The sequence below is a fragment of the Pontibacter roseus DSM 17521 genome (assembly GCF_000373265.1).
Taxonomy (GTDB): Bacteria; Bacteroidota; Bacteroidia; order Cytophagales; family Hymenobacteraceae; genus Pontibacter; species Pontibacter roseus.
In genome coordinates this window covers 1073851-1089482 of sequence record NZ_KB890761.1, presented here as the reverse complement: position 1 = coordinate 1089482, position 15632 = coordinate 1073851, and the positions used below count along the sequence as shown (strand labels likewise).

At 55.6% G+C, this 15632-nt stretch carries 14 protein-coding genes; 9 read left to right on the top strand and 5 right to left on the bottom strand.

Annotated features, from left to right (window positions below):
• Positions 1 to 43 precede the first annotated feature (43 nt).
• Positions 44 to 1381 carry an amidohydrolase gene (locus B051_RS0105055; RefSeq protein ID WP_018477095.1) on the bottom strand — a complete coding sequence of 446 codons (1338 nt, stop codon included), beginning with the start codon at positions 1379 to 1381 and terminating at the stop codon, positions 44 to 46.
• 217 nt (positions 1382 to 1598) lie between these two features.
• On the opposite strand from B051_RS0105055, the gene B051_RS0105050 reads away from it, so the two are divergent.
• The 3 genes from B051_RS0105050 (at position 1599) to scpA (ending at position 6129) form a co-directional block, all read left to right on the top strand.
• Positions 1599 to 3437 (top strand): methylmalonyl-CoA mutase family protein, encoded by a 1839-nt coding sequence (locus tag B051_RS0105050; RefSeq protein ID WP_018477094.1) that lies wholly within the window; start codon positions 1599 to 1601, stop codon positions 3435 to 3437.
• Positions 3412 to 3897 (top strand): YybH family protein, encoded by a 486-nt coding sequence (locus tag B051_RS0105045; RefSeq protein WP_245539582.1) that lies wholly within the window; start codon positions 3412 to 3414, stop codon positions 3895 to 3897. The genes B051_RS0105050 and B051_RS0105045 overlap by 26 nt, the downstream gene beginning before the upstream one ends.
• Before the next feature lie 87 nt (positions 3898 to 3984).
• Complete coding sequence (gene scpA, locus B051_RS0105040) at positions 3985 to 6129, top strand: methylmalonyl-CoA mutase (protein ID WP_018477092.1); 2145 nt, start codon at positions 3985 to 3987, stop codon at positions 6127 to 6129.
• Between the two features lie 222 nt (positions 6130 to 6351).
• Here scpA and B051_RS0105035 read toward each other — a convergent pair whose 3' ends face one another.
• Positions 6352 to 6894 (bottom strand): REP-associated tyrosine transposase, encoded by a 543-nt coding sequence (locus B051_RS0105035; RefSeq protein ID WP_018477091.1) that lies wholly within the window; start codon positions 6892 to 6894, stop codon positions 6352 to 6354.
• 203 nt (positions 6895 to 7097) lie between these two features.
• Between B051_RS0105035 and B051_RS0105030 the strand changes: the two genes are divergently transcribed.
• From B051_RS0105030 to meaB, 6 genes are all read left to right on the top strand, one after another.
• Positions 7098 to 7496, top strand: a complete 399-nt coding sequence (locus B051_RS0105030; protein WP_018477090.1) for a hypothetical protein — start codon at positions 7098 to 7100, stop codon at positions 7494 to 7496.
• A gap of 196 nt (positions 7497 to 7692) precedes the next feature.
• Complete coding sequence (locus tag B051_RS0105025; RefSeq protein WP_157578503.1) at positions 7693 to 8160, top strand: hypothetical protein; 468 nt, start codon at positions 7693 to 7695, stop codon at positions 8158 to 8160.
• 105 nt (positions 8161 to 8265) lie between these two features.
• The gene (locus B051_RS0105020; protein WP_018477088.1) at positions 8266 to 8523 is read left to right on the top strand and encodes a hypothetical protein; all 258 of its coding nucleotides are present in this window, start codon (positions 8266 to 8268) and stop codon (positions 8521 to 8523) included.
• Positions 8524 to 8774: 251 nt separating this feature from the next.
• Entirely contained in the window at positions 8775 to 10406 is a 1632-nt protein-coding gene (gene treF / locus B051_RS0105015; protein WP_211214317.1) for an alpha,alpha-trehalase TreF, read from the top strand.
• Between the two features lie 544 nt (positions 10407 to 10950).
• Positions 10951 to 12102, top strand: a complete 1152-nt coding sequence (locus B051_RS0105010; RefSeq protein WP_018477086.1) for a WD40 repeat domain-containing protein — start codon at positions 10951 to 10953, stop codon at positions 12100 to 12102.
• 150 nt (positions 12103 to 12252) lie between these two features.
• Positions 12253 to 13233, top strand: a complete 981-nt coding sequence (gene meaB / locus B051_RS0105005; RefSeq protein ID WP_018477085.1) for a methylmalonyl Co-A mutase-associated GTPase MeaB — start codon at positions 12253 to 12255, stop codon at positions 13231 to 13233.
• 85 nt (positions 13234 to 13318) lie between these two features.
• On the opposite strand, the gene folB is transcribed toward meaB, so the two are convergent.
• Genes folB through B051_RS0104990 form a run of 3 tightly spaced genes read right to left on the bottom strand, consistent with a single transcriptional unit; the run spans position 13319 to position 15593 of the window.
• Positions 13319 to 13675, bottom strand: a complete 357-nt coding sequence (folB, locus tag B051_RS0105000) for a dihydroneopterin aldolase (protein ID WP_018477084.1) — start codon at positions 13673 to 13675, stop codon at positions 13319 to 13321.
• 9 nt (positions 13676 to 13684) lie between these two features.
• Entirely contained in the window at positions 13685 to 14665 is a 981-nt protein-coding gene (locus B051_RS0104995) for a DivIVA domain-containing protein (RefSeq protein ID WP_018477083.1), read from the bottom strand.
• 4 nt (positions 14666 to 14669) lie between these two features.
• Positions 14670 to 15593, bottom strand: coding sequence for a WD40 repeat domain-containing protein (locus tag B051_RS0104990; RefSeq protein WP_018477082.1), 924 nt, complete (start codon positions 15591 to 15593; stop codon positions 14670 to 14672).
• Between the last annotated feature and the right edge of the window lie 39 nt (positions 15594 to 15632).

Here is a 15632-nt window from a genome sequence, read left to right as displayed (position 1 = left end):
GCAGCCACACCAGTGGCTGCCCCTTCTGCCTTATAGGCTATACCTACTTTTTCCCCTTGCTCTCCATGTAGTTCAGGGTCAGACTGGTCAGCGTCTTCACGCCCAGTTTCATGCCGCTCTCATCAATGAAGAAATCTGGGGTATGGTGCGGGGCCACTTCCTCCGGTTTCTTACCCTTTGCCATACCGCCCACAAACAGGAACAACCCAGGAATCTTCTCCTGGTAGAAGGCAAAGTCCTCGGCACCCGTCACGGCTTTGGCCAGCACCACCTTGTCGGGTCCGGCTACCGCCTGCAGCGTGGGCAGCATCTTCTCCGTCAGTTTCGGGTCATTGTAAGTCACAGGCGTCTGCGGGATGATTTGCACCTCGGCCACAGCACCGCCGCTCTCGGCTATTTTGGTGGCGGTCAGGGTCAGCTTCTCGTGCAGCTTTTTCTGCATGTCCACGTTCAGCGCCCGGATGGTGCCCTCCAGCAGCACCTCCTCCGGAATAATGTTGTTGCGCACGCCGCCGTGTATGCTGCCCACCGTAATCACGGCGGCGGCCTCCGGCAGTTCCGTCTGGCGACTGATGATGGTCTGGAGACCGTTGATAATCTGGGCTGAGACCACGATGGGGTCCACGCCCGACCATGGATAGGCGCCATGCACCTGCTTGCCCTTCACCTTTATTCGGAAGATGTCGGCGCTAGCCATTGTGCCCTCCGGCGTGTACTTGATGGTGCCCACCTCGGTCTGAGAGTTGATGTGCAGCCCAAAAATCACCTCGGGCTTCGGTCCTTTGTCCAGCACGCCTTCCTTCACCATGAGGGCGGCCCCACCTTCCTCGCCTATCGGGGAGCCTTCTTCGGCAGGCTGGAAGATGAATTTTACAGTGCCCTTCAGGTCCTTTTGCATACCTGCCAGTATTTCCGCGGCGCCCATCAGCATGGCGATGTGGGTATCGTGGCCGCAGGCGTGCATCACGCCCACCTTCTGGCCGTTGTAGGTGCTTTTCGCTTTGGAGGCGAAAGGCAGGTCCACCCGTTCCGTCACCGGCAACCCGTCAATGTCGGCTCGCAGTGCCACCACAGGTCCTGGCTTGCCACCCTTCAGGATGCCTACCACACCCGTGTGTGCCACGCCTGTCTGCACCTCCATACCCAGCGCCTTAAGGTGCGCGGCGATTTTCTTGGCCGTTCGGGTCTCCCGGTTGCCCAGTTCCGGGTGCTGGTGGAAATCGCGCCGCCACTCAATCACTTTCGGCTCCAGTTTATCGGCCATGGTGTGGGCGCGGGCGAGGAGTTTGGCGTCCTGTGCCGTTACGGGTGCGAGGATCAGAAGGCCCAGGCCCAGGCAAAGCGGCAAGGCCTGCTGCAGGAAGGTATAGGATTGCTTCATGTTCGGTATTTAGAGTTTGTTATCTCTAAATCTAGTGAAATTTGGGAAAAACAACAGCAGACACGGCTAGGAACATCACCGATTTGCCCATAGGCCGTACCGCCGCATGGCCATACACGTAGAGTAAAGGCAGAACGCTTTCACCCACATACCGCTTCCGCCTTTTCATAAGATGAAGTAGAAAGTATATCTTTACAGGAAATAACACCCCAACACGATGACTGACGAGCAGCAGCTATTCTCAGAATTCACACCTGCCACGGCAGCCGACTGGGCGGCCCGCGCACAGAAAGACCTGCGTGAGACCCCACTCGAAAGCCTCACCTGGCATACCTACGAAGGTTTTGACATCAAGCCCTACTATACCAAGGAAGACGTACAGCACCTGCCCTTCCTGCAGCACAAACCCGGCGATTTCCCTTTTCTGCGCGGCAATGCCGGCACTGACAACAACTGGCTCAACGTACAGCAGGTAGTCATAACAGGCGACGGCAGAGACGGCATCGACAAGGCCGCCGATGCACTGAGCAGAGGGGCCGACGGCATTCATTTTCTGCTGGAGGAGGAACAGGCGTTGGACCTGCCCTACCTGGTCAGCAAGATTGACCTGACGCAGCACACCGTAAACTATGCCCTGCGCAACGCACCACATTCCTTCCTGAAGCGCCTCTATACCTTGCTTTCGGAGCAGAACATTTCGCACCGCAACCTCAAGGGCTTCATGCATTTCGACCCACTGACGGGCAACGGGAAGCTGTCTGAAGAAGAAAGCAAGGCCGTCACCCAGGTGCTGGACCTGACTAAAGGCAGCAGCGAGTTCTACGGCATTACCGTCTGTGGCACCAACTTCAGCAGCATCGGCGCCTCGCTCACGCAGGAGGTGGCCTATACCTTGAGTGCGGCCGTGGCGTATGCAGACCGTCTCACTACGGCAGGAGAGCCGCTGGAATCGGTGCTGCGCAACATGCAGTTCTGTGTGGGAGCCGGCACCAATTACTTTTTCGAGATAGCCAAGCTGCGCGCCCTGCGCCTGCTGTGGGCTGCCGTGGTAGAGGCCTACCAGGCTGACCCGGCACTGGCCGCCAAACTGCGCATACACAGCACCACCTCCAGTTGGTACCAGACCACGCTCGACCCCTACGTGAACATGCTGCGCGTGACAACGGAGGCTATGTCGGCGGTTATTTCCGGTTGCGACTCGCTCACTGTGCTTCCATTCGACAGCACATTCAAGCCATCTGATGAGTTCTCGGAGCGCATCGCCCGCAACGTGTCCATCATCCTGAAAGAGGAGTCTTACCTAAACAAGGCTGTGGACCCCGCCGCCGGTTCTTACTACCTGGAGTCGCTCACCCATGAACTGGCAGCCAAAGCCTGGGATTTGTTCAAGCAAGTAGAAGCACAAGGCGGCTTTGAGGCGGCTTATGAGAACGGCTTCATACTGGGCTCCATCACCGACGTGAGCCGCCAGAAGTTCCGCGATATAGCAACCGGCCGCATGGTGCTGGTGGGCACCAACAAATACCCAAACCCGAAGGAAAAAATAGACTTTGACCCGGAAGAGCTCATCCAGCGCGCCGACTTCGATACGACCCGCGCCGCCTACCCAACCGAGGTGATGCGCATGGCTACCGAGCTGCACCTGCGCAAACGCAAGCGCCGTCCGAGAGCCGTAGTGGCCGTGATTGGGCATACCGAGAAGCGCCACATCAACGCCTCCTTCGCGCAGGAGTTCTTCAGTTGCGCCGGCTTTGAGACGGAGCTGCAGCAGTACGACAACGTGGAGCAGGCGACCGACAGGCTATTGCATGCCGCCGCCGAGGTGGTGGTGGTCTCTACTTCTGAGGCTTCCTACGCCCGCGAGTTCGGGCCGAAGCTGCGGGCACACAAAACCGGTCCTGCCATCATCATGGCCGACAACCCGGAAGACATGAAGGAGGAACTGGTAGCCAATGGCTTTGATGAGTTCATCTTCGAAGACTGTGACATGTCCACCATTCTGGAGCTGGTCCAAAAGAGGCTGGCCCGGGATGAAGATTCCCGCAATGGGCACTAAGCGCACTGCCGTATACCTGCTCGCTGTCCTGATGACGGCCTGCGGTACCGCTTTCACTCCGATAACCACTCAAAACCAACGTATAGCCATGGCTGACGCAACCACTGAAGTAAAAAAAGCACTGGACGGACAGGTGGAAGCCTGGAACAAAGGCGACCTGGAGCAGGCCATGTCCTTTTACTGGGAATCGCCGGACATGCTCTGGATAAGCCGCAACGGCACCGAGAAAGGTTGGCAGGAAGTGCTGGACATGTTCCGCAACGACTTCACCGACCGCAGCAAGATGGGCGACTATACCTACGAGCCGCTGCACATTGAGCAAGTGGGTCCTGAGGCCGTGTACTACGTGTACCGCTGGAAGATAGACCTGCAGGGAAAGAAACTGATGGGCGGCGTATCGTCGCAGCTCTGGAAGCGAATGAACGGCCGCTGGGTCATCACCTCCGAGCACGCGAGTTAGATTTGATGACTTGGAAATTTGAAGATGAGAAAATGAGTGTGGGATTTTAACTCATAACTCTTAACTCTTAACTCTTAACTCAATTACATGAAGCCTGATTTTTCGAACATAGACATAACCAAAGTAGCTTCGGCGGAGCACGGTCCCGTAGACCCGCTGCCACCGAAGAACTGGAAAACGGCCGAGCAGATTCCGCTCAAGAGCTACTATACCTCCGAGGACGTAAAAAACTTTGAGCACCTGGACTTTGCCGCCGGCCTGCCGCCATACCTGCGCGGGCCTTACAGTACTATGTATGTGCAGAAGCCGTGGACTATCCGCCAGTATGCCGGATTCTCCACCGCCGAAGAATCCAACGCCTTCTACCGCCGCAACCTGGCGGGCGGACAGAAGGGCCTCTCTGTTGCCTTTGACCTGGCCACCCACCGCGGCTACGACTCCGACCACCCCCGCGTGGTAGGCGACGTGGGCAAGGCCGGTGTAGCCATCGACTCGGTGGAGGACATGAAAATCCTTTTCGACCAGATTCCGCTGAACGAGATGTCGGTATCCATGACCATGAACGGAGCCGTACTGCCGATTATGGCTTTCTACATCGTGGCCGCCGAAGAGCAGGGCGTGACGCCGGAGCAGTTGAGTGGCACCATCCAGAACGACATCCTGAAGGAGTTCATGGTGCGCAACACCTACATCTACCCGCCTGAGCCAAGCATGAAAATCATTGCGGATATCTTTGAGTATACCTCGCAGCACATGCCGCGCTTCAACTCGATTTCCATTTCGGGCTACCACATGCAGGAGGCCGGGGCCACCGCCGACATCGAGTTGGCCTATACCTTGGCCGATGGCTTGGAGTATGTGCGCACCGGTCTGAAGGCAGGTATGGACATCGACGTATTTGCGCCGCGCCTCTCCTTCTTCTGGGCTATCGGCATGAACCATTTCATGGAAATCGCCAAGATGCGCGCCGCTCGTATGCTGTGGGCCAAGCTGATACAGCAGTTCAACCCGAAGAACCCAAAATCACTGGCATTACGCACGCACTGCCAGACATCCGGTTGGAGCTTGACGGAGCAGGACCCTTTCAACAACGTGGCCCGCACCTGCGTGGAGGCGCTAGCCGCCGCCCTGGGTGGTACGCAAAGCTTGCACACCAACGCTTTGGATGAGGCCATCGCGCTCCCAACCGACTTCTCGGCACGCATCGCCCGCAACACCCAGATATACCTGCAGCAGGAAACCAACATCACCAAAGTGGTTGACCCTTGGGGTGGTTCTTTCTATGTAGAGGCGCTGACACACGAACTGGCGCATAAAGCCTGGGAGTTGATTCAGGAGGTGGAGGAACTCGGAGGTATGGCCAAGGCCATTGAGACGGGCCTGCCGAAGATGCGAATCGAGGAAGCCGCCGCCCGCAAGCAAGCCCGCATCGACTCTGGCAAAGATGTGATTGTGGGTGTGAACAAGTACCGCCCGGACCAAATTCAGGAAATTGACATCCTCGACATCGACAACACAGCCGTGCGCGAATCACAACTGAGACGCCTGGCGCAGGTAAAAGAAAACCGCGACGACCAAGCCGTGCAGGAAGCCCTGACAGCCCTTACTGTCGCCGCTGAATCCAATGAAGGGAACCTGCTGAAATTGGCCGTGAACGCCGCCCGTCTGCGTGCCACGCTGGGTGAAATCTCTGATGCACTTGAAAAAATCTACGGAAGACACAAAGCTGTGATACGTTCTATATCAGGTATCTACTCCGCCGAACTCTCCGACGACGAGAACTTTGAGCGGGCGAAAGTGCTGGCCGACCAGTTCGAGGAAATGGAAGGTCGCCGACCGCGCATCATGGTCGCCAAGATGGGCCAAGACGGCCACGACCGCGGCTCTAAAGTCATTGCCACCTCCTTCGCCGACCTCGGCTTCGACGTGGACATAGGCCCGCTGTTCCAGACACCGGCCGAAGTAGCCATGCAGGCTGCTGAGAACGACGTGCACGTAGTGGGCGTGTCCTCGCTGGCAGCCGGTCACAAAACGCTGGTGCCGCAGCTGATAGAGGAGCTCCGCAAACTCGGTCGCGAAGACATCATGGTGATTGTAGGTGGCGTTATACCTGCCCAGGACTATGATTTCCTGTTCAAGGCCGGCGCTGAAGGCGTGTTCGGTCCGGGCACCATCATTTCGGTAGCGGCGCAGAACATATTGGAGAAGCTGATAAAGCGGGTGGTGGAATAAGACTCTTAAGTTAAGAGTTAAGAGTTGAAAGCTGCAGCTGACTTCGGTGGGCTGCAGCTTTTTGCTTTCACTGGCGCGGGACTTAGTCCCGTGCCTAGGTATAGGAGCGAGTCTGAGACTCGCGACAACAAAGGGCCGTAATCACGCGAGTCTCAGACTCGCTTTTATTCTTAGTCACTGAAGTAACTTCCGCGCCAGTGCAGTACCTTTCATTGGTACGTTTTACTCAATGAAAGTCAGCTTCAATCTACCTGCGCGACCTGCATAATCCCTAGCGCTACTATACAGCCAGTCTTCCGGCTCTTCGACGAAGCCCGCCTTTACCGGATTCTGGTGCAGATAGTCCAGTCGTTGGTCTATCTTTGTGTTACTGTCCAGCAAGATGGGGTGGTAACCGGTCTGCCAAAGCTTGAAGACCTCGTTTTTAGCGCTTGATTCACCTGCTGACTTAAATAGCCAAAGTAGCCAGCTTTTCCTACTCTCCAACGGGGTGTCCTGCACCGCCCTTAGTATCTCCTTAGCGGTATACTTCTTGAAATCCCGGATGACATCAGGGAGATAAGGAGCGGAACATATCAGGTGCAGGTGGTTAGTCATAATGCACCAAGCGTAAAGGGTCAGCCCTTTCTGGCTTTGGCAGTAGGCGAGGCTATCACATAGAATCTCATTGTAGTCGCGCCTCGTAAACACATCCGCCCATTGTACGACCGACAGGGTCACAAAATAGATTTCATGGGCTCCTTTTGCTTTGTACTTTTCACTCATGCCATCAAGCACGTTCCGGTGAGCTATATTGTTACATGAAGCTGTTTTGGAACGCTCCTATAGGGCGGCGGCTTATTAAAGCCTGACTAGTCCAGGCAGGTATACCTTCTGCCCTCATTCTGCCGCTTGCGTACTTTTTAAACTCAAAAATCCTAAGTAAAGGCGTGAAGTATAGTTACCTTTGAGGTATAATACTGATTGCCATGAAGCTTAAACACATTCTACTACTCATCTCCGCAGCCCTCATCGTATGGTTCATTTACGACTCCTTCTCTCAACCCAGCGTCGATGACCTGAAAGGCGATTTCAAAGAAGTGGCCTTTTACCGCAACGAGAACAATACGGGCCCCATCGTCAGGATTTATGCCGTGACCGTGTCCGACACGCTGTGGCAGGAAATGCAGCAGTACGGCGAATACATGCCGCACACCAAGTATGGCAACACACAGGTATACTTTTTCCTGGACGGCCAACCGGCACCGAAACAGGTGGAACCCGGGCAGCAGAACTTCGACCAGCAGTACCAGCCCTATACCCTGGCACGATATGAGAAAGATGCCATGGGGCAGGAATCCTTCAAACGCTACCCCTTCCGACGTTAGATGCTGACGTTTCGATGCAATTCTTTTCCAATCTAAAACAGGATTCAAATAAGCACCAAATATCGTTTAGGCCATTTTTGCACAAAACACTTAGTACTATTTCAGTATTAACCCCTTGATTTTCATAGCTATATCGCAGGAAAAACCTGAAAAAGAATCGTAAAAGAGAGGTATGTAACTTTTAAAACGAAAAGCTATGAAAAAACAATGGATATCAATGACTGCTTCCTGCCTGATGGGCGCAGCTCTATTCCTGGCATCCTGCGGAGAAGGCGGTAACAACTCCCAGATGCCACCAGAAACCACTGAAGGCGATACCCAGGAAACGGGGGTAGAGGGCTCTGGCTATGAAATGCCGGAGGATACCGCAGGTATGGACACCACAACCGGAACGACCACAGGCACCACTACTACCGGTGGCACAACCACTGGCACGACAACCGGTACTACTATGGGTACAACTACGGGTACCACAACCGGCACTACTACAGGGACAACATCTGGAACAACGACTGGAACCACAACGACCGGTACTACCGCAGGCACGACCACTACAGGCACAACCTCTGGTACAACAACTGGCACCACTTCTGGCAGCGGAACGACCACCGGTACCACCAATGGTACAACAGCCGGCACCACCGCAGGCACTACAGGAAAATAACTAACAGCAGGGCTAGCCACCTTCAGCGGCATGTGCTGGAGCGGCTAGCCCGTCTGTTTTCAGGATGAGCCACGCGTATACAAACACTGGACAGCACATACCTCTATGAAAAAACAATGGACAAGCCTCGCTACCGCCTTATTATTCGGCGTAGCATTAACTTTCTCCTCCTGTGGCGGAAATAACCAGGAATCAACGCCTGACAATACTTCCATCGAGACCGGAGACGAAGACACAAACAACGGCGCCACCGGCGACACAACGACCGGTGAAACCCCAAGCGGCGGCACCGGCACGGACGCCACCGGCACCACAACCACAGGCACTACCAGCGGCAGCACCACGGGCGGTACCACCATGTAAGCCAAAGGCAAACCATATCGTAAACCTATACCTGAAAAGCAGATGGCACACCCTTAGCCCTCTGCTTTTCCATTTCCTGAGTGGGCGCATCTGATAACCACTGCCCTGATAATTTCAAGAAATTCCTGTAGCTATTGGGGAAATGAAAAACCCAATGGATTAGAGGCTTGTAAAGCCGCTCAAAGGATAGTATACTTACCGCCTTGCTCCTGTTTCCGTACTAGTACTGAGTCCTTAAAACCATGCTGGCTATGAAATGGAGCGAATTGAAAAAGTCATACTTCCTGCTTAACCTGAGCCTTTTGTTTTTATCGTACCTCTACGCTCCGTCGCCTGTGCAGGCACAGTATCGACCGGAGACTGATTTGCAAGAACTCTTCCGTGATGTGCAGTTGCACCCTGTATTCCCGGACTCCAAGACCTTTGCTGACTGTGCTCCGAAGCAGGCTCCAGAGCAAATCTTGCAGGCCTATCGCGCCCAGCGCCAGCAGCCTGGCTTCGATTTGAAGGCGTTCGTAAGATTACACTTCGAGCTCCCTACGCAGCCTTCGTCTAATTTCACCACCGACACCAGTCTTTCAGGAACAGAGCATATACAGAAGCTGTGGCCCGTGCTGACACGCCGCCCAGATGAACAGGGAGGCTCGCTCCTGCCCCTGCCGCACGCGTATGTGGTCCCGGGTGGGCGATTCCAGGAAATATACTACTGGGACAGTTTCTTCACCATGCTCGGACTGCAGGTGAGCGGCAAGACAGAGCTCATCCAGAACATGGTGGACAACTTCACGCACTTGATAAACACAACCGGCCACATACCCAACGGCAACCGCAGTTACTACCTTAGCCGCTCCCAGCCTCCTTTTTTCGCGCTCATGCTGCGGGTGCTGGCGCAGGAACGGGGGAAGCAGGTACTGCTCCAATACGCACCGGCCCTTCAAAAAGAGTATGATTTCTGGATGGAGGGGGCCGCCTCGCTCTCGCCAGGCAAGCCGACGCACCGTAGGGTAGTGCGCCTGCCAGATGGCAGCATCCTGAACCGCTACTGGGACGACCAGCCTGCACCTCGCCCGGAGTCATTCAAGGAGGACCTGCATTTGGCGCAGGAGTCTGGGCGGCGGCCCGAGGAGGTATACCGCCACATCCGGGCCGCCGCCGAGTCGGGCTGGGATTTCAGTAGCCGCTGGTTTGCCGATGGGCAGCAGTTGAGCACCATCCGCACCACCGATATCATTCCCGTTGATTTAAACGCCCTGCTTTTCCACATGGAGATGACGCTGGCTGAGATGGCCCAGCTGAAAGGCGATAAGCCAACGGCGAGACGGTACCAGAAACTGGCTAAGGGCAGGCGGCAAGCCTTGCTCAGGCATAGCTGGAGTGAGGCTGACGGTTTCTTCTACGACTACGACTTCATGAAAGGCACCACCACCAACATCCCGACGCTGGCAGCCGTGTACCCGCTATACTTCTGCATGGCCAAGCGAAGGCAGGCCGAGGCGGTGGCTAAGCGCCTGCAAAATGATTTCCTGCAGTTGGGAGGTTTGTCCACCACGCTCGTAGACACCAACCAGCAATGGGATGCGCCCAACGGCTGGGCACCGCTGCAGTGGATGAGTATACAGGCGCTCCGCAACTATGGCCACGACCAATTGGCCCACACCGTCGCCACCCGCTGGATTACACTCGGCACAGAGGTATACCACAATACCGGCAAGATGGTAGAGAAGTACAATGTGGAGAACCTTGAACTAGAGGCCGGAGGCGGGGAATATCCCAATCAGGATGGTTTCGGGTGGACGAACGGCGTGTTCCTGAAACTGCTCTCGGTATACCCTGAGTTGAAACGAGTAGCGGAGCTGGAGCCGCAGTTGGAGGAGCTGCGGTAGGTATGGCATTAGCTGCAGAGAAGCGGCTATTGCTGCCTACTCGCTGCGTTGTGGTTAGCCTCGCCTGTGCGGCGGGCACCTACTTTATTTCTTGGCAAAAATCGAGGCACCTACCCCCAAAATAGGCAAAAAAGCCAAGATGCTCCAAACTCGCTGACCGCTCGAACAGTGGAGCGCCAATGGGTGAACTTAGCTGATGCCATTGCTCTGTGGCTGCTGTGGAAACTCTCCCCTTGAGGGGAGTCAGAGGGGTGTTAAAGCTATACCTGCCAGCGATAACTTGCTACAACGCCTATACCTTCTGAACAGTAACAGCAGAAAGTCCCCCTTCGAAGGGGGCAGGGGGATGTTCATACCTGCGGCGATTCCACTCCTCAGAAGGTCAGAATTGACCGGCTTCCTGTATAGTAACCGAAATATATTAAGGAGGAACAGGGACATTGGGAACGCGGAACGCATTCCCTCTAATCCTCACCCCCAGCAAACATAAACCACAAACTGGCACTCAGTTTGCAACAGACGCGTTATATAGAAAATGACATCCATGATTCAGTTAAAAAAAATAGCATACGCTTTTGCCTTGGTCCTGCTCACCCTCACAGCACAGGCTCAAGGCGAGACCAATAACTGGTACTTCGGCAAGGGAGCGGGGCTTGTGTTCAAAGGCGACAGTGTGAAGGCCGTGGTAAACGGAAGGCTACAGACTGAGGAAGGCAGTGCTACCATCTCAGATAAGGAAGGCAACCTCCTGTTCTATACCAACGGCATCACGGTCTGGAACCGGAACCACAAGGTGATGCCGAACGGCAACGGCCTGATGGGGATGAAGTCGTCCACACAGTCGGCGCTCATCATTCCGCAGCCCGGCACCGACAGCCTTTTCTACATCTTCACCACCGACATTCAGGCGCAGTCCAATGGCTTGCGCTACAGTGTGGTGAACATGAACAAAGACGGCGGGAACGGAGACATCACGGCACGCAACGTATTCATGATTGCACCTGCCACTGAGAAACTCACCGCCGTACGCCACAGCAACAATCAGGATTGGTGGGTCATTGCGCACCGCTGGAACAGCAACGCCTATATGGCCTATCTGGTCACGGCTGAGGGCGTGAACATGGAGCCGGTCATGACGAACGTGGGAACGGTTCACGGTGGGGCGCACCGCAAAGCCATTGGCTATCTGGTTCCCTCACCGGACGGAACTCGCTTGGCCGCCGCCCTCTGGGACAGCGACAGCAATTTTGAAGTACTTCGCTTCAACCGTAGCACCGGTGAGGTGTCTGACCCCATCCTACTGAAGGGTTATGAAGAGGCGTATGGCGTTTGCTTCTCCCCGGACGGCACTAAGCTGTATGGCACCGCCAACGGCAAAGGAGGCGGCAAAGCGCAAATCATCCAATTCAATTTGCAGGCTGGCGACGAAGCGGCCATCTCGAAGTCGGCCCAGATAATCGGCACCTCCGGCAGTCCCCGCATTGGTGCCTTGCAACTTGGTCCGGATGGGCGCATGTACGTGGCCCGACAAGATAATATCCACCTCGGGGTTATCAGCAAGCCAAACGCTTTGGGCAAGGAAAGTAACTATGTGGACACCGGCATGCACCTGGGCGGCCGCAAAAGCGACTTGGGCCTGCCGAACTTTCCGCAAGGTATACGACCTGCTACTAGCCGCTCTGCCAATATCAGATAAGGTATAAACCAGCAATTCTTCACAGAAGCCCGGCATAGGCATGCCGGGCTTCTTGCTTTACCCATGGCTTTCCCAGCAAATAAGCTGGTCTGGTAACGCATAAATTCTAAATTTGTATCACAATCGATTGTCTACCTCAATTGTAGCGCCTTGGCAAAACGTTTCAGTGCAGATAAGTACGTGGCTGGTATACTTGCCGGAGACCGGGTGATGTTGAGTCGCGCCATCACGCTGGTGGAGAGCCGGCTGGCCTCTGACCTGGAACTGGCGCAAGAGGTCATCAATCAGGTGCTGCCGCATGCCGGCAACTCGGTAAGGATAGGTATAACGGGTGTGCCCGGGGTAGGCAAGAGTACGTTCATCGAAGCCTTCGGCAACTACCTAATTCAGGAGCAGGGCAAGAGGCTGGCGGTCCTGGCCGTCGATCCTACGAGCCAGCGCACCGGGGGCAGCATTCTGGGCGATAAGACGCGCATGGAATCCCTATCCACCAACCCGCAGGCGTTTATCCGCCCCTCTCCTGCCGGCAAGTCGCTGGGTGGCGTCACCCGCAGCACGCGCGAGTCCATCCTGCTTTGCGAGGCCGCCGGTTTCGACGCGGTGATTGTGGAAACCGTTGGCGTGGGCCAGTCGGAGACGGCGGTGCACGCCATGGTCGATTTCTTTCTGCTGCTCATGCTGGCCGGAGCCGGTGACGAGTTGCAGGGCATCAAGCGTGGTATTATGGAGATGGCTGATGCCATCGCTATCACCAAAGCAGACGGGGAGAATGCCATGAAGGCGAAGGCAGCCCGCGCCGAGTACCAGAATGCGCTGCACCTCTACCCCATGGCCGCATCCGGCTGGCTGCCCAAAGTCTCCGTCTGCTCCGCACTGGAACCGAGCGGTCTGGACACCATTTGGCAATCCGTGTCCGATTACCTGAAACTCTCGCAGCAGAATGGCTTCTTTGAGAAAAAACGGCGCGACCAGAACCTGCAGTGGATGTATGAGGCCATAAGGCAGGGCCTGGAGGAGAACTTCTATAGCCACCAACAGGTGCAGGAGCAGCTACCCGGTATAGCGCGGCAGGTACAGGAGGGGCAGAAGTCTGCCTTCGCGGCTGCGGCTGAGCTGCTGAAGTTGGTCTAGATTTCCCTTTTCTCCAGGTATAGCCTCAAAACAAAAACAGCCGGCGCATGGCTGCACCGACTGCTCTCGCATCAATAAGTACTCTTTATCTGGTTTCTTCAAGCGTCACCTTCGCCCATTTGCATATACCGCCGAGGGGTGGGTTGAACTTGTATACCTTGATTTTCACGGACTCCACAAACGGAAAACGCTCGTAAATTTTGTCGATGATGCGGTGGCCGAGGTGCTCCAGCAAGCGGGCCGGAACCTTCATCTCCTCCAGCGCCAGCGCATATAACACCTCATAGTTCACGGTCTGGTGCAGGTCATCGGTTTCAGCGGCGCGGCGCAGGTCGGTTTCAATGAACAGGTCTATACCGTACTTGTTCCCGATTTTCTGCTCCTCGTCATAGTAGCCATGGAAGGCGAAAAACTCCATACCTTCCAGCGCAATCTGTCCCATGGGTGCGGCTTAGCCTATCTCGTCAAAGAAGGAACCGGCCTTCTCCTTTTCCCTGCTCTTCGCCCAGTCGGCCAGGTTGCGCGATGGCTCCGTCAGCGGAGGCTGAATCTCCGGCTTGTCTGGCGTCACGGGTTGTATGTCAGGTATAGGGCGCTCTATTTCAGGGGCAGGCACGGTACCCGGGTACTCAGGCTTTGGCTGCTCAATCTCGGGGGCAGGTATATCCGGCACCGGGGTCACAGGGTTAGGCACCTCGGGTTGAGGCTGCGTCACGTCCGGGGCAGGGTCGCCAAAAGGCTCGTAGCCGCTGCCGGTCACCAGGGTGGCCGACGTCACCACGCTATCCGTAGTCTCAGGCAATTGTATGGTTCTATTTGATGCTGTGTTGTCCATGTCTCTCAGGTTATGGAGCAGCTCGGGTTGCTCTACGCGTACTTCGGCTGCCCTTGAGAGAATACTGGATGTACTGGTTTTAGGTTTTGATTTCGTCTTCTCGGCTTTTTCCAGGGCCTCGTTGGCTAGGTTGCGGAGGTCACGCACCATGGTCTCCAGGTAAGACTCCATGCGCTGGTAATCCTGCTCCAGGGCCTTCACTTCCTGCTGCATCTCGCCTATCACCCGCTCCGCCTGCTTCTTGGAGTCCTCCAGCACGGTGCGGGCCTGGTTGCGCGCCATGTTCAGGAGCTGGTCTGCCTGCAGCTGTGCCTCGCGCAGTTTCAGCTCCGATGACTTGCTGGCCTGCTCGAGTATGCTGTTGCCGGTGTCTTCGGCGGTTTTCAGGGTTTTGTATAGGGAAGATTCCACCTCACGCAGCTTCTGGGTCTCGCGATGCGCGGCCTCCAGCTTGTTGCGCAAATCCTTGTTCTCATCCATCAGTTTCTCCCACTGCTGCGATAAGGTCAGCAAAAAGGCATTTACTTCATCCTTGTCCAAACCTCGGAACGCCTTCTCAAATGTCTTTTGCCTGATTTCTAGGGGTGTAATCTTCATAATCCTAACTGAAATTTATATTCCAGACCGAAATGGTCCGGTCATCGCTACACGAAACTAACTGATTCTGATGAGCCGACCAAAATAATTTGTTGACGGAGGTGCCGTGGCCGGCGTTCCGGACTTTGTCAATAACCTTGAGTAATTTGAAGGTCTGGGCATCCCAAATCTTGATGGACTTATCCATGCTGCAGCTCGCGAAATGGCGGCCATCCGGGCTGTAGGTGATGTGGTTGACGGTATACATGTGGGCTATCACGTAGCCGCGCTCCTTGTATTCTTCCTGCACCTCCCATACCCGCAGGTGCGCATCGCGGCCAGCTGTGAGCAAGAGCGTGCCATCTGGAGAGTAAACGACCGTGAACACGGAATTGGTATGGGCAGTCAGCTCGTGCTTCAGTTCCATGGTGGTGGCATCAAAAATCCGCACCACGTGGTCGCTATACCCGGCGGCCAGTTCGTTTGTAGCAGGGTTGTAAGCCAGGCTCCGCACGCTCTTGCCTGATTTGCGCACCATGCTGCGCAGCTCAAAGTCTGTGGCACCGATGACCGCTATACCTCCGTTTGCCAGCCCCACGTATACCTGGTCCGTCTCCGGCACATGGGCTATATCGAATATGGCCACTTTGGGCAGCGCCACAGAAGCCCGTATGGCTTTGCTCTGCAGGTCAATCACATGCAGCCCTTCCATGTTCTGGCCTATCAGGAGCAGCTCCCGTTCCGGCACATTCCGCAGTGCGTACACCGAAGTAGTCACCTTGGCTACCAATTCCCCTGTCTCCGGGTTGTTCAAATCCCAGGCGGCCACCATGCCGTCACCACCCGCCGAGTACACCGTGGCAGGGTCTGTTGCTCCCCCCAGGGTATACACGCAGTCCCGGTGGCCGGTGAGGGTGGCGAGTTTCTCTACTTGTATCTTGCTAGCCATGTATTCGTACCTTGGTTCTAGATTTTACCTAAATTTACA